Genomic DNA, 14600 nt, shown 5'->3' on the forward strand with positions numbered 1-14600 from the left:
CCGGGCAGCGCGCGGTTCTGTGACCGAGGCACCAAACCCGTGGTTTACCCTGCACCGGGCTGGCCACCATAATTTCAGGCGATTCCGTTCGAGGAGAAGGGTCTTGCCGGGCGCACCCCTTGAAAACACCGAAGTGTCGGCGCTGCTGGTGCAGATCACCGACAGCCATCTGTTCGCCGAGGCGGACGGCCGGCTGCTGGGCCTCGATACGCGCGACAGCCTGAGCAAGGTCATCGACCTGGTGCTGGCCGAGCAACCGGCCATCGACCTGGTGCTGGCCACCGGCGATCTCTCGCAGGACGGCTCCGTCGCCTCCTACCAGTGCTTCCGCGAGCAGTCGGCACGCCTTGGCGCGCCCGCCCGCTGGTGCCCGGGCAACCACGACGAGCTGCCGGCGATGCGCGAAGTGGCCGAGCCGGCGCGGCTGCTGGAGCCGCTGGTCGAGGCCGGGCCCTGGCGCGTGCTGCTGCTCGACACGCTGGTGCCTGGCGCCGTGTTCGGTCGGCTGGCCGATGCGCAGCTGGCGCTTCTTGACGCGACCCTGGCGCAGGCGCCCGAGCGCCACCACCTGATCTGCCTGCATCACCACCCGGTGTCCATCGGCAGCCGCTGGATGGATCGCATCGGACTGCACAATGCCGACGCCCTGTTCGAGGTGCTCGACCGCCATGCCAACGTGCGGGCGCTGCTCTGGGGGCACATCCACCAGGAGTTCGACGGCTGGCGCGCCGGCGTCCGGCTGCTGGCCTCGCCCTCGACCGGCGTGCAGTTCGCCCCCGGCAGCGAAGACTTCCAGGTCGATACCCGCGCCCCCGGTTACCGCTGGCTGCGGCTGCTCGCCGATGGCCGTCTCGAGACCGGCGTGTCGCGCGTCAGCGGCATCGACTTCGAGGTCGACTACAGCGTCAAGGGCTACTGAGCGCGACGTACCGCCGGCCGCCGCGCCAGGCGTCCGGCTTGCGACAGGCGGGCCGGGCCTTGTAGCCTTCCCTGTCCACTTCGGCCCACGATCCCAATGACCCGCGCCCAACCTGCCGTCCTCTACATCCACGGTCTGAACAGCTCGCCGCGTTCGCAGAAGGCCAGCCAGCTGGCGGCGGCCATGCAGCGCCTGGGTCTTGGCCAGCAGCTGCGCGTGCCGGCGCTGCACCACCATCCGCGCCAGGCGATCGTCCAGCTCGAGCAGGCGATCGCCGAGCTCGGCCGACCGCTTCTGGTCGGCAGTTCCCTCGGCGGCTACTATGCGACCCACCTGGCCGAGCGCCACGGCCTCAAGGCGCTGCTGATCAATCCGGCGGTGCTGCCGCATCGCCTGTTCGACGGCTACCTGGGCCCGCAGACCAATCTCTACAGCGGCGAGGTCTGGGAGCTGACGCATGATCATGTCGCCGCGCTGGCCGAGCTGGAGACCGCGCCGCCGGCCGACCCGGCGCGCTACCAGGTCTGGCTGCAGACGGGTGACGAGACCCTCGACTACCGCCGCGCCGCGGATTTCTACAAGGGCTGCGCGCTGCGCATCCAGGCCGGCGGCGACCACGGCTTCCAGGGCTTCGCCGAGCGACTGCCGGCGCTGCTGGCCTTCGCCGGGGTTGCGCCGGAGCGCTGGCTCGGCACCGATTTTTCCGATTCGTAAGGACCGTAGAAGACCCCATGTCCTACAACGCAGAAGCCATTGAAGTCCTCTCCGGGCTCGATCCGGTGCGCAAGCGCCCGGGCATGTACACCGACACCGCACGGCCCAACCACCTGGCGCAGGAAGTCATCGACAACAGCGTCGACGAGGCGCTGGCCGGCCATGCGCGCTCGGTACAGGTGATCCTGCACGCGGACAACTCGCTGGAGGTGATCGACGACGGCCGTGGCATGCCGGTGGACATCCACCCCGAGGAGGGCGTCTCCGGGGTCGAGCTGATCCTCACCAAGCTGCATGCCGGCGGCAAGTTCTCCAACAAGAACTACCAGTTCTCCGGCGGCCTGCACGGCGTCGGTATCTCGGTGGTCAACGCGCTGTCGACGCGGGTGGTGGTCAGCGTCAGGCGCGACGGTAGCGAATACCGCATGAGCTTCGCCGACGGCTTCAAGGCCAGCGAGCTGGAGGTCGTCGGCAGCGTCGGCCGGCGCAACACCGGGACCAGCGTGCATTTCTGGCCGGACGCCAAGTATTTCGATTCGCCGAAGTTCTCCGTCAGCCGCCTCAAGCACGTGCTCAAGGCCAAGGCCGTGCTCTGCCCGGGGCTGGCGGTCAGCTTCGAGGACAAGGCCAGCGGCGAGCGCGTCGAGTGGCATTACGAGGACGGCCTGCGCTCCTACCTTACCGATGCGGTCAGCGAGTTCGCCCGCCTGCCTGACGAGCCCTTCACCGGCAGCCTGTCCGGCACCCGCGAGGCGGTCGACTGGGCGCTGCTGTGGCTGCCCGAGGGCGGCGACGCGGTGCAGGAAAGCTATGTCAACCTGATTCCCACGGCGCAGGGCGGCACCCACGTCAATGGCCTGCGCCAGGGCCTGCTGGACGCCATGCGCGAGTTTTGCGAGTTCCGCAACCTGCTGCCGCGCGGCGTCAAGCTGGCGCCAGAGGACGTCTGGGAGCGCATCGCCTTCGTCCTCTCGATGAAGATGCAGGAACCGCAGTTCTCCGGCCAGACCAAGGAACGGCTGTCCTCGCGCGAGGCCGCGGCCTTCGTCTCCGGCGTGGTCAAGGACGCCTTCAGCCTCTGGCTCAATGCCCACCCCGAGCTCGGCCTGCAGCTCGCCGAACTGGCCATCAGCAACGCCGGGCGGCGGCTCAAGGCCGGCAAGAAGGTCGAGCGCAAGAAGATCACCCAGGGCCCGGCGCTGCCCGGCAAGCTGGCCGACTGCGCCGGCCAGGACCCGATGCGCGCCGAGCTGTTCCTGGTCGAGGGCGACTCGGCCGGCGGCAGCGCAAAGCAGGCGCGCGACAAGGAGTTCCAGGCGATCATGCCGCTGCGCGGCAAGATCCTGAACACCTGGGAAGTCGACGGCGGCGAGGTGCTGGCCAGCCAGGAGGTGCACGATATCGCCGTGGCCATCGGCGTCGACCCCGGCGCCCACGACCTCGGCCAGCTGCGCTACGGCAAGATCTGCATCCTCGCCGACGCCGACTCCGACGGCCTGCACATCGCCACGCTGCTCTGCGCGCTGTTCGTGCGCCACTTCCGCCCGTTGGTCGAGGCCGGGCACGTCTATGTCGCGATGCCGCCGCTGTACCGCGTCGACCTGGGCAAGGAAATCTACTACGCCCTCGACGAGGCCGAGCGCGACGGCATCCTCGAGCGGCTGGCCGCGGAGAAGAAGCGCGGCAAGCCGCAGGTCACCCGCTTCAAGGGCCTCGGCGAGATGAACCCGCTGCAGCTGCGCGAGACCACCATGGACCCGAACACCCGCCGGCTGGTGCAACTGACCCTCGACGATTTCGACGGCACCCGCGAGATCATGGACATGCTGCTGGCCAAGAAGCGCGCCGGCGACCGCAAGAACTGGCTGGAAAGCAAGGGCAACCTGGCCGAGGTGCTGGCCTGATGCGCGGCTGGCTGATCGCCATGGGACTGGCCTGCGCGCCCTGGCTGGCGCAGGCGCAAACCGCCGAGCTGCAACTGGTCGCGGAACAGGCGGTCGAGGGCATGGCGGCGGGCAACCTGTCCGGCCTGGCCTGGTGCGGCGACGGCCTGTGGGCGGTGTCCGACCGCGAGGACGACCGGCTCTACCGGCTGGATACCCGCGGCACGCCCTGGCGCGCCGAGGCCGAGCAGTTCGAGCTGCCGGCGGTCAACGACAGCGGGCTGCCCTGGGGCATGCGCATGCGCGTGCTGGCCAGTGCCGCGGTGCGCGGCGGCGAGATGGACTTCGAAGGCCTGGCCTGCGATGCGCTGGGCAACCGCTACCTGGCCAGCGAGGCGCATGCCGGCGTGCTGCAGCTGACCCCGGCCGGCTCGGCAAAATGGTTGGTACTGCCCGAGGCGCTGGTGCGCCAGGCGCGGGCCAGCGGCATGCTGCTGACCTTCAATGCGATGTTCGAAGGCATCGCTGTGGACCCCGAGGCGAAGGGCCTGTGGCTGGCCGCCGAGCGCGAGCGCCGCGGCTTGCTGGTGCTGCATCGCAAGCAGAACAGCTTCCACTGCAGCGGCGGTTGCGTGCTGCTGGCCGAGGGCGGCAGCGAGTTGCCGCCGCCGGCGCTGGGCAGCGCGCCACTGCCGCGCAGCTTCACCGACCTGGCCTACCATGACGGCGCGCTGTACAGCCTGGAGCCCAATGCCCATCGCATCTGCCGGCGCAACCTCGGCAGTGGCACCAGCGAGCGCTGCTGGTCCTACGCGGCCACCGCGCTGGCCGAGACACGCCGCTATGCCACGCCATTCGGCAATGCCGAGGCGCTGTCGGTGGATGCCGAGGGCGCCTGGGTCGGCGTGGACAACAATGGCCAGGCCCGCGCCGATGGCGAGCAGCGCCCGGTGGTCTGGCGCTTCGCCGCGCCGCCCGGCGGCTGGGGAGCCCGGCCTTGACGCAGAGCGTGGGGCGGCGGGCCGGGCGGGTCATGCTGGTGCTGGCCTGGGGCGCGGGGCTGTTCCTGGCCACGCGCTTTTTTGCCGACTGGGAGGACAACCGCTTCAACCCCAACCGCGAGCCGCTCTCGCGCGTCGAGGGCGGGCACGTCGAGGTGCAGCTGGCCGGCAATGCCAGTGGCCACTTCGTCGCCGACGGGCGCATCAACGGTGAACGCGTGACCTTCCTGCTCGACACCGGCGCGACCGATGTCGCGGTGCCGATCGAACTGGCCAAGCGCCTGGGCCTGGAGCGTGGTGCGCCGGTCATGCTGCAGACCGCCAACGGCCCGAGCACCGGCTACCGCACGCGCCTGGCGCGGCTGGAACTCGGCGACATCGTCCTGCACAACGTGCGCGCCATCGTCGCGCCGGGCTTTCTCAGCGAGCAGATCCTGCTCGGCATGAGCGCCCTGAAACAACTCGAATTCACCCAGCGCGCCGGCACCCTGGTGCTGCGCCAACCTGCCACGGATCGACCATGAGCGAATCCCTCTTGAGCCTGGAAGGCGTGGAGCGCCGCTCCCTCGCCGAGTTCACCGAACAGGCCTACCTCAACTACTCCATGTACGTGATCATGGATCGCGCGCTGCCGCATATCGGCGACGGCCTGAAGCCGGTGCAGCGACGCATCGTCTACGCCATGAGCGAACTGGGGCTGTCGGCCGACGCCAAGCACAAGAAGTCGGCGCGTACCGTCGGCGACGTGCTCGGCAAGTTCCACCCGCACGGCGACAGCGCCTGCTACGAGGCCATGGTGCTGATGGCGCAGCCGTTCAGCTACCGCTACACGCTGGTCGACGGCCAGGGCAACTGGGGCGCGCCGGACGATCCCAAGTCATTCGCCGCGATGCGCTACACCGAGGCGCGCCTGTCGCGCTATTCCGAGGTGCTGCTGTCCGAGCTCGGCCAGGGCACGGTGGACTGGGTGCCGAACTTCGATGGCACCCTCGAGGAGCCGGCAACGCTGCCGGCGCGGCTGCCCAACCTGTTGCTGAACGGCACCACCGGCATCGCCGTGGGCATGGCCACCGACGTGCCGCCGCACAACCTGCGCGAAGTGGCCGCCGCCTGCGTGCGCCTGCTCGACGAGCCGAACGCCAGCGTCGAGCAGCTGTGCGAGCACATCCTCGGGCCGGATTTCCCCACCGAGGCGGAAGTCGTCACGCCGCGCGCCGACCTGCTGAAGATGTACGAGAGCGGCCGTGGCTCGGTGCGCATGCGCGCGGTTTATCGCGTCGAGGATGGCGACGTGGTGGTCACTGCGCTGCCGCACCAGGTCTCCGGCGCCAAGGTGCTCGAGCAGATCGCCGCGCAGATGCAGGCCAAGAAGCTGCCGATGGTCGCCGACCTGCGCGACGAGTCCGATCACGAGAATCCCTGCCGCATCGTCATCATCCCGCGCTCGAACCGGGTCAATGCCGACGAGCTGATGCAGCACCTGTTCGCCACCACCGACCTGGAAAGCTCCTACCGGGTCAACACCAACGTCATCGGTCTCGATGGCCGGCCGCAGGTGAAGAACCTCAAGGTCCTGCTCGCCGAATGGCTGACCTATCGCGTCGGCACCGTGCGCCGCCGCCTGCAGTACCGCCTGGACAAGGTCGAGAAGCGCCTGCACCTGTTGGAAGGCCTGCTGGTCGCCTTCCTCAACCTCGACGAGGTGATCCACATCATCCGCACCGAGGACCAGCCCAAGCCGGTGCTGATGGCGCGCTTCGAACTCTCCGAGCTGCAGGCCGACTACATCCTCGACACCCGCCTGCGCCAGCTGGCGCGGCTCGAGGAAATGAAGATCCGCGGTGAGCAGGACGAGCTGGCCAAGGAGCGCGAGCGCCTGCTGGCGCTGCTCTGCAGTGACGCCAAGCTGAAAAGGCTGGTGCGCAAGGAACTGCTCGAGGACGCCGAGACCTATGGCGATGCCCGGCGCTCGCCGATCGTCGAGCGTGCCGAGGCGCGTGCCCTGTCGGAAAACGAGCTGCTGCCGTCCGAGCCGGTCACCGTGGTGATCTCCGAGAAGGGCTGGGCGCGCTGCGCCAAGGGCCACGACATCGATGCGACCGGGCTCTCCTACAAGGCCGGCGACGGCTTCAAGGCCGCCGCCGCCGGGCGCTCGAACCAGTACGCGGTATTCATCGACAGCAGCGGGCGCAGCTACTCGCTGGCCGCCCACTCGCTGCCCTCCGCGCGTGGCCAGGGCGAGCCGCTCACCGGCCGCCTGACGCCGCCGCCGGGGGCGAGCTTCGAATGCGTGCTGCTGCCCGACGACGAGGCGCTCTACGTGCTCGCTTCGGACGCCGGCTACGGCTTCGTGGTCAAGGGCGACGACCTGCAGGCCAAGAACAAGGCCGGCAAGGCGCTGCTTTCGCTGCCCAGTGGTGCGCGGGTGCTGGCGCCGCGGCCGCTGGCCAGCCGCGACGAGGACTGGCTGGCCGCGGTGACCACCGAGGGCCGCCTGCTGGTGTTCCCGGTGCGCGACCTGCCGCAGCTGGCCAAGGGCAAGGGCAACAAGATCATCGGCATCCCCGGCGAGCGCGTGGCCAGCCGCGAGGAATACCTGGTCGACCTGGCGGTGCTGCCGGCCGGCGCCACCCTGGTGCTGCAAGCCGGTAAGCGCACCCTCTCGCTCAGGGCCGAGGACCTCGAGCACTACAAGGGCGAGCGCGGCCGGCGGGGCAACAAGTTGCCGCGCGGTTTCCAGCGCGTCGAGACGCTGCGGGTGGAAGTCTGACGCAATCTGAGCAAAATTCGCGCTGGAACCCGGGCCGCGATTAACGGAAGATAGCCGCCTTCCGAGCACCGACCCGGCCGCGGGCGGCCGGATGGGAATCCTGGCCGGTTCTCTGTCCGGCGAGCGTGGCCCTGATCGTCATGAAGGTAATGAACAACGTGCTGCGTTTTCCCCTCGTTCTGCTGCTGGCCTGTACCGGCCTGGTGGGTTGTGTCGCCCAGCAGCCCCTGCCGTTGTATCGGCTCGATAACGGCGTCGTCGAAATTCCCGAGCAGCAAGGCGAGGCCGCCGTGCTGCTGGGCCCGGTGAGCCTGGCCGACTACCTGCAGCGCGATGCGCTGCTGCAGCGCCTGCCCGACGGCAGCATCGCCGCCGATCCGCAGCAGGCACGCTGGGCCGGCAGCCTCAAGGAGGATGTCGACCAGTTGCTGTTGCGCCAGCTGGCCACCCAGCTCAAGACGCAGAAGGTTGAAGCCGCGCCGGCCGGCGAAGGCTTCGCGCCGGATGTACAGATCGAGCTGGCCATCACCCGGCTGGATTCCGGCCCGCAGCATCCGGCGGTGCTGGAGGCGCAGTGGCGCCTGATCGACGCCCAGGGCAAGCGCCAGGGCAGCCGCCTGGTGCGCCTGCAGGAAGAGCACCAGGGCAGTGTCAGCGACCAGGTCCAGGCGCAGAGCCGGCTGTTGCAGCGCCTGAGCACCCTGCTGGCGCAGGCCGTGGAGCCGGTGCTGCTGGCGCGCAAGGCACCCAAGCCCCAGGCCAAGGCGCCGGCCCGGCGCAACGAGTCCGATGGGCCGCGGCTGAAGGCGATCGAGCCGCTGCGTACCGATCTGGAAGTGTTCCGCTTCTAATTCCGCGACGCGACTGAAAAGGCCCGACCGGCGAACCCGGTCGGGCCTTTTCGTTTTCGCTGAGGACTGCTTGTATCCGTCAGGCGGTGCGGCTGCGCAGCTCGTGCATGCGCGCCAGCTGGCGCTCGATCAGCGAAGGGTAAGGGTCGAGCAGCCGCTCGACGCAGCAGGCGCCTTCGGGGCTGGCGATCGGACGGATGCGGGCGCGCTGGCGGATCAGCGGGTCGTCGCCGATCTCGCGCTCCAGCAGGACCAGGTTGCGGCTGTACTGCGCCATCTCCAGCGCGGCCTGGGCCGCGTCGCTGAGCAGCAGCTCGCCCTGGCTGAGCTCGACCAGGTCGTCGCCGAGGGTCAGGCCCAGCTGCAGCTGCAGGGTCATGCCGCTGTCGGCCACCTCGATCTGCAGCGCGTGGCCGAGGGCGCGCATCAGCTCGCCGCAGCACACCGCGTGGGTCAGGTAGTTCTGCTCGTCGTCCTGGCTGTGGAACAGCATCAGGCTGCTGCCGTCGTTGAGCGTGTGCAGCTCGGCCTGGTACAGCGTGGCGGCCTGCTGCAGGCAGTCACGGTAGCGTTGCAGCAGGTCGGTCAGCCGCTCGCGGGGCAGGCGCCGGAGCTGCTCCTGGGCGCCGAGCTGGATGGCCAGCACCGCGCTGCGCGAGGGCGCGGCCGCAGGCGTGGGCGGCGTGGGCAGCGGTTCGGCGAAGGCCTCGGGCTCCTCGGCGAAGGGGTCGAAGTCGTCGTCCGCGCAGAGCCGGCCACGGGCGTCCAGCGGCGGCTCGTCGTCGTCTTCCTCGGGTGCGTACGGCAGCGCCGAGCGTGGTGCCGGTGTGCTTCGTGGCGGCGCTGGCCGCGGTTCGGCTTCTACGGCCTCGGGGTAGTCGTCGAGCAGGTCGCCGAGGTCGATTTCCGGTTCCGGCTCGGGTTTCTCCGGGACCAGGCGCGCCTGCAGCTGGCGCGCCAGGTCGCCGATCTCGTCCTGGCGGCCGGCGCCCGGCGCGGGGTCGTCCGGGTCGCGCAGCCACAGGCGCAGCTGCATCAGCGGCAGCGACAGCTGGCGCCCCAGGCGCATGCTCAGGGTCAGCGCCAGGGCCAGCAGGATCAGGCTGAGCAGGCCCATGCTCTGCAGGCTGATGGTCATCGGCTGCTGGAACTGCTGCATGTCCAGGCTGATGCGCAGGTGCCCGGCGATCACTTCCTGGAAGCTGATCGGCGTCGAATAGAGCCCGCGGTCGTCGCCCAGCAGGCCGTGCTGCGGGCGCGAACCCGACTCGGCGAGGACCCGGTTGTCGACGCTGTAGATCGCCGCATGGGCCACCAGCGGATTCTTCACCAGATTGCTGAGCAGTACGTTGAGGCTGAGGATGTCGTTGGCCACCAGCAGGTCGGTGGCCGAGGCGGCGGTCTGCGTCACCAGGCTCTGGCCGAGGGCGTCGGCCTGCTGTTCCATGGCGTGCTTGAACTGCATGCCGATGACCCAGGAGTAGATCACCAGCGCCAGGGCGACCAGCAGCAGCGTATGGCTGGCGATGCGCAGCACCAGCGGCACCCGGTGCTGGCGGATGGCGCGGTAGATGAGCAGGAAGAAATTGTCGGGCTTGACGGATGCGGGCCGGTTCACTGGAGCGCGGCTCTTCTCGAAGGGGAATTGCCGCGCAGTATAGGGAAAGGCCGCTGGGCGTTGAAGGTCTGCGGCCGGCCGCTGACGAAAAGTCATTTCGGCTGATGTGGCGCGGGGCGCTGCACTGCCGGCGGCCGGGGCGCGCCGGCGGGGCTTGATGTAGAATGCCGGCCTGCCTGCCGGGGCCGGCCGCGCGTCATCGCAAGCGCCGCTCGCGCCCGGCCGGGCACCACCATCCGCGCCGCGCGCCCGCCTGGTTGCGCGCGACGCACGAGAACCTCCAACCGACCCGAGGGGAGCTGCGCCTTGCGCGATATCGTCCTGATCAACATCACCGGCGAAGACCGTCCCGGCCTGACCGCCGCCATCACCGGCGTGCTCGCCCAGGGTGGCGTGACCATCCTCGACATCGGCCAGGCGGTCATCCATGACACCCTGTCGTTCGGCATCCTGGTCGACATCCCGGCCACCGAGGCCGCCTCGGCCGTGCTCAAGGACGTGCTGTTCACCGCCTACAAGCACGACCAGCAGGTGCGCTTCACCCCTGTCTCCGAAGACGACTACGGCCAGTGGGTCGCCGGCCAGGGCAAGGCGCGGCACATCGTCACCCTGTTGACGCGCAAGGTCACCGCCGAGCAGCTGCACCGGGTCAGCTCCATCACCGCCAAGTACGGCCTGAACATCGACCACATCGATCGCCTGTCGGGGCGCCGGCCGCTGGATGTGCCCGAGGAGAGCGGCAAGGGCTGCATCGAGTTTTCCGTGCGCGGCGAGCCGGCCGACACCGCGGCGCTGCGCGCCGAGTTCCTCAGCGTGGCGCAGGAGCTGAACGTCGACATCGCCTTCCAGCGCGACTCGGTATACCGACGCAACCGCCGCCTGGCGGTGTTCGACATGGACTCGACGCTGATCGAGGCGGAAGTCATCGACGAGCTGGCCAAGGCCGCCGGGGTCGGCGAGAAGGTTTCCGCGATCACCGAGCGGGCGATGCGCGGCGAACTGGATTTCCGCGCCAGCTTCAAGGAGCGCCTGGCGCTGCTCGAGGGCCTGCCGGAGACGGTGCTGGCCGAGATCGGCGCGAGCCTGCGCCTGACCGAGGGTGCCGAGGTGCTGTTCGCCGAGCTCAAGCGCCTGGGCTACAAGACCGCGATCCTCTCCGGCGGCTTCAGCTATTTCGCCAGGCAACTGCAGGCGAGGCTGGGCATCGATTATGTCTACGCCAACGAGCTGCAGATCGAGAACGGCAAGCTCACCGGGGTCGCCATCGAGCCGATCGTCGACGCCCAGCGCAAGGCCGACCTGCTGCGCGAGCTGGCCGAGCGCGAAGGGCTGTGCCTGGAGCAGACCATCGCCGTGGGCGACGGTGCCAACGACCTGCCGATGCTCGGCCTGGCCGGGCTGGGCGTGGCCTTCCGCGCCAAGCCGCTGGTCAAGCAGTCGGCCAAGCAGGCGATCTCCACCCTGGGCCTGGACGGCATCCTCTACCTGCTCGGCTTCCGCGAGCGCGACGGCGCCGAATAGCGGCCACGCACCTATTGGCGGAACAACGAAGCCCCGGGCCGGCCCTGCCGCCCCGGGGCTTGTGCTTGCCGCTCTGCGTTCAGGGCTTGATCGCGACCTTGAGCACGCCGTCGCGCTGGTGGGCGAAGAGGTCGTAGGCGGCCTCGATGTCGTCCAGGGCGAAGCGGTGGGTCACCAGCGGGCCGAGGTCGACCCGCCCCGATTCGACCACCTTGATCAGCCGGCGCATGCGTTCCTTGCCGCCCGGGCACAGCGAGGTGACGATCTTGTTGTCGCCCAGGCCCGCGTGGAAAGCGCCCAGCGGGATGCTCAGGTCGCTGGAATAGACGCCCAGGCTGGACAGGGTGCCGCCGGGCTTGAGTACCCGAAGCGCGCTTTCGAAGGTGCTCTGCAGGCCGAGGGCCTCGATCGAGGCGTCCACACCGCGGCCGCCGGTGAGCTTGAGGATCTCGTCCACCACGTCGACGTTGCGGAAGTTCAGCGTGACGTCGGCGCCCATCTTGCGGGCGATCTCCAGCCGCGCATCGACGCCGTCCACCGCGATGATGGTGCCGGCGCCGCGCAGCCGGGCGCCGGCGGTGGCGCACAGGCCGATCGGGCCCTGGGCGAAGACCGCGACGATGTCGCCGATCTTGATGCTCGCCGCCTCGGCGCCGGCGAAGCCGGTGGACATGATGTCCGGGCACATCAGCACCTGCTCGTCGCTCAGGCCGTCCGGCACCGGCGCCAGGTTGGCCTGGGCGTCGGGCACCAGCACGTATTCGGCCTGGGTGCCGTCGATGCTGTTGCCGAAGCGCCAGCCGCCCATGGGCTTGTAGCCGTGGCAGCTGCAGCCGCCATCCTGGGACGGGAAGCCGTCCTGGCAGGCGTAGGAAGTGAAGCTCGGGCAGATGGCGCCGGCGATGGCGCGCTGGCCTTCGCGGTAGCCTTTCACGTTGCTGCCGAGCTTCTCGATGATGCCGACCGGCTCGTGGCCGATGGTCAGCCCCGCGGCGACCGGGTACTCGCCCTTGAGGATGTGCACGTCGGTGCCGCAGATGGTGGTGGTGGTGATGCGCAGCAGCGCATCGTTCGGGCCGACCTCCGGGATCGGCTTGTCCTGCAGTTCGATGCGACCCGGTTCGACGAACACGGCGGCTTTCATCATGGCCATGGTGCTGCTCCTTCTGCGTGGCGAAAGATCAGCACACTCTAGTCGAGCCGGATGACGCCTGGCTGACCCTGGTCAAGGCTGGCGAGCATCGCCCGCCGGTCAGGTTTCGTCGGAGGAGAAGTCGTAGTTCATCGACTGGCTGGGGCCCTGCAGGTAGTGGCCCTGGATGTAGCTGACGCCGGCCTGCCAGAGGGTCGCCAGCACGGTGGCGCTCTCGACGAACGGCACGATGGTCTGGCGCTTCTGCTCATGCAGCTCGGCCAGGAGCGCCTTGAGCGCATCCTGGTTCTCCTGCTCGCTGAGGTCCTGGGTGTAGGAGCCGTCGACCTTGATGAACGGCGCGTCCAGATGGCGCAGCGTGTTGAACGGGTTGAGCGCGCAGCCGAAGTTGCCGATGGCCATGCGGCAGCCGAGCTCGCCCAGCCCCTGGTTGAGTGTCTTGGCAGCGGCGAGGTAGGCGATGGCGTCCGGCTCGGACAGCTCGAAGACCAGCGCATCGGCCGGCAGGCGCGCGGCCTTGAGGACCACGCCGAGCCAGGCCAGCAGGCCCGGGTCCTGCAGGCTGGCACTGGAGAGGTGCAGGAACAGGCGGGTGCGATGGCCCTTGGCGCGGTGTTCGGCCAGCAGCTTGATGGAGTTGAGGATCACCCAGCGATCGATCTTCGCCGCCAGGCCGGCCTGGTTGGCCGCCTGGATGAACTCCGCGGCCGGGACTTCCTGCTGCTGCGCGTCGAGCAGGCGCAGCAGCACCTCGTAATGCTCGTGGCTGTCGCCGCGCAGGCTGATGATCGGCTGGAACAGCAGGCGGAAGCTGTTGGTGTCCAGGGCATGGCGAACCATGGCCAGGAGGTTGCCACGGCTGGCCTGGGCGGCCAGCTCGTCGGCGGGATCGAAGATCTTCAGCGCATTGCCGTCCAGCTCGTCGGCGCAGCGGTGGGCGCGCTCGATGGCCTGCTGGGTACGCGCGGTCTTCTCGTCGAGTGCGGCGACGCCAATGCTCAGCGAGGTCTGCACGGTGCGCCCGGACACCTCGAACAGCTGGGCGTCGACACGGGCGAGCAGGGCGCGCAGCAGCGGCTCGATCTGCTGCGGCAGCTGGCCCTCGTGCAGCGCGGTGAAGACGTCGTCGGCGAAGCGGCCCAACTGCACGTCGGCGCCGAAATGCGCGCGCAGCAGGTCGGCCAGCTCGCGCAGCAGCAGGTCCACGTCGCCCAGGCCGATCTCGGCCTGCAGGGCGGCGAAGCGATCGATGCGGATGTAGGCCAGGCTGGCCTGCTGGCCGGCCTTGACCGCGCGCTCCACGGCAGCGTCGAGCAGTTCGACGAAACGGTTGCGGTTGTGCAGGCCGGTGACCGGGTCCTGGTTGCTGATCTCGCGCAGCTTCTGCAGCTCGGCGCTGTCCTGCTCGGCGCGAATCACCACCTGGATGCATGGCTCGCCGTCGTAGCTGGCCGGCGAGAAGTGCATGCGTGCCTTGAAGCTCTCGCCGCTGAGCTTGTTGCCGCTGCAGGTCAGCTCGGCGCTGCCCTCCAGGCTCTGGTAGTTCTTCAGGAACGTGCGGAACTGCACCTGGTCGCAGGCGCTGATCAGGTCGATCATCGGCATGCCTTCGAGCTCCTCGCTGTCGGCATAGCCGAACAGTTCGAGGTAGGCGCGGTTGGCATAGATGTGCATGCCGTCGTGGACATAGGCGATGGCGTCCACCGAGCTGTCGAGCAGCAGCTGGCAGCGCTTCTCGGCTTCGCGCAGCGCCAGCTCGGCGGTGCGTCGGGCGCGGCGCTCGTCGAGGTTGGCCAGCTCGCGGTTGGCCGCCAGCAGCAGCCATTCGTCCTCGCCGCGGGGCAGGGCGTCCTGGGCGCCGATCAGCAGCGCCTCGGTGATGGCCTCGGCGTCGTTGCCTTCGGTCAGCTGGATGATCGGGATGTCCCGCGCCTGGCGACGCACCGCGGCGATTGCCTCGCCGGGGTCGAGATTCACGCTCTGCGGGGCGCAGATCAGCAGGTCCCAGGTCTGTTGCAGCGCTTGCGCCAGGTCGTCGCTGGAGGTCAGGCGGTGCACCCGGGTGGCCTGGCCGGCATTGCGGAACAGGCTGACCAGGCGCTCGGCCTCGTTCTGCGAGTCTTCGAGAATCAGCAGGCGGACGGTTTTCTTCTGCAGGGCCATGGCGACA

General features: G+C 69.3%; 11 protein-coding genes. 8 read left to right on the plus strand and 3 right to left on the minus strand.

The features are described 5' to 3' along the window. The first annotated feature begins 103 nt into the window (after window positions 1-103). The 7 genes from cpdA (at window position 104) to L3N39_RS03420 (ending at window position 8138) form a co-directional block, all read left to right on the plus strand. On the plus strand, window positions 104-919 hold the full coding sequence (cpdA, locus tag L3N39_RS03390) for a 3',5'-cyclic-AMP phosphodiesterase (RefSeq protein WP_237255785.1): 816 nt from the start codon (window positions 104-106) through the stop codon (window positions 917-919). A 96-nt stretch (window positions 920-1015) separates the two neighbouring features. Beyond that, window positions 1016-1633, plus strand: coding sequence for a YqiA/YcfP family alpha/beta fold hydrolase (locus L3N39_RS03395; RefSeq protein WP_237255786.1), 618 nt, complete (start codon window positions 1016-1018; stop codon window positions 1631-1633). A gap of 17 nt (window positions 1634-1650) precedes the next feature. After that, a complete protein-coding gene (parE, locus tag L3N39_RS03400; RefSeq protein WP_237255787.1) occupies window positions 1651-3537 on the plus strand; it encodes a DNA topoisomerase IV subunit B in 1887 nt (628 codons plus the stop codon). Beyond that, window positions 3534-4517 carry an esterase-like activity of phytase family protein gene (locus tag L3N39_RS03405; protein WP_431977995.1) on the plus strand — a complete coding sequence of 328 codons (984 nt, stop codon included), beginning with the start codon at window positions 3534-3536 and terminating at the stop codon, window positions 4515-4517. The genes parE and L3N39_RS03405 overlap by 4 nt, the downstream gene beginning before the upstream one ends. After that, a complete protein-coding gene (locus L3N39_RS03410) occupies window positions 4514-5041 on the plus strand; it encodes a retropepsin-like aspartic protease family protein (protein ID WP_237255788.1) in 528 nt (175 codons plus the stop codon). Before L3N39_RS03405 ends, L3N39_RS03410 begins: the two co-directional genes overlap by 4 nt. After that, window positions 5038-7287, plus strand: coding sequence for a DNA topoisomerase IV subunit A (gene parC, locus L3N39_RS03415; RefSeq protein ID WP_237255789.1), 2250 nt, complete (start codon window positions 5038-5040; stop codon window positions 7285-7287). Before L3N39_RS03410 ends, parC begins: the two co-directional genes overlap by 4 nt. Window positions 7288-7436: 149 nt before the next feature. Next, window positions 7437-8138: a PqiC family protein gene (locus tag L3N39_RS03420; RefSeq protein WP_237255956.1), complete on the plus strand. Its 702-nt coding sequence runs from the start codon at window positions 7437-7439 to the stop codon at window positions 8136-8138. A gap of 79 nt (window positions 8139-8217) precedes the next feature. On the opposite strand, the gene L3N39_RS03425 is transcribed toward L3N39_RS03420, so the two are convergent. Continuing rightward, window positions 8218-9756: an AhpA/YtjB family protein gene (locus tag L3N39_RS03425; protein WP_237255790.1), complete on the minus strand. Its 1539-nt coding sequence runs from the start codon at window positions 9754-9756 to the stop codon at window positions 8218-8220. 306 nt (window positions 9757-10062) lie between these two features. Here L3N39_RS03425 and serB point away from each other — a divergent pair, with 306 nt between their 5' ends. Further along, window positions 10063-11277, plus strand: a complete 1215-nt coding sequence (gene serB / locus L3N39_RS03430; protein WP_237255791.1) for a phosphoserine phosphatase SerB — start codon at window positions 10063-10065, stop codon at window positions 11275-11277. A gap of 79 nt (window positions 11278-11356) precedes the next feature. On the opposite strand, the gene L3N39_RS03435 is transcribed toward serB, so the two are convergent. Together L3N39_RS03435 and L3N39_RS03440 are read right to left on the minus strand one after the other, a co-directional pair. Beyond that, window positions 11357-12430, minus strand: coding sequence for an NAD(P)-dependent alcohol dehydrogenase (locus L3N39_RS03435; RefSeq protein ID WP_237255792.1), 1074 nt, complete (start codon window positions 12428-12430; stop codon window positions 11357-11359). A gap of 99 nt (window positions 12431-12529) precedes the next feature. Continuing rightward, window positions 12530-14593, minus strand: a complete 2064-nt coding sequence (locus L3N39_RS03440; protein ID WP_237255793.1) for a GGDEF/EAL domain-containing response regulator — start codon at window positions 14591-14593, stop codon at window positions 12530-12532. Between the last annotated feature and the right edge of the window lie 7 nt (window positions 14594-14600).

It is taken from the genome of Pseudomonas oligotrophica, assembly GCF_021726475.1.
Classification (GTDB): domain Bacteria; phylum Pseudomonadota; class Gammaproteobacteria; order Pseudomonadales; family Pseudomonadaceae; genus Stutzerimonas; species Stutzerimonas oligotrophica.

Bases quoted from the DNA above. Each gene is read 5' to 3' on its own strand.
- L3N39_RS03395 (WP_237255786.1), top strand. From the start codon at position 1,016: ATGACCCGCGCCCAACCTGCCGTCCTCTACATCCACGGTCTGAACAGC.
- parE (WP_237255787.1), top strand. From the start codon at position 1,651: ATGTCCTACAACGCAGAAGCCATTGAAGTCCTCTCCGGGCTCGATCCG.
- parC (WP_237255789.1), top strand. From the start codon at position 5,038: ATGAGCGAATCCCTCTTGAGCCTGGAAGGCGTGGAGCGCCGCTCCCTC.
- L3N39_RS03420 (WP_237255956.1), top strand. From the start codon at position 7,437: ATGAACAACGTGCTGCGTTTTCCCCTCGTTCTGCTGCTGGCCTGTACC.
- L3N39_RS03435 (WP_237255792.1), bottom strand. From the start codon at position 12,430: ATGGCCATGATGAAAGCCGCCGTGTTCGTCGAACCGGGTCGCATCGAA.
- L3N39_RS03440 (WP_237255793.1), bottom strand. From the start codon at position 14,593: ATGGCCCTGCAGAAGAAAACCGTCCGCCTGCTGATTCTCGAAGACTCG.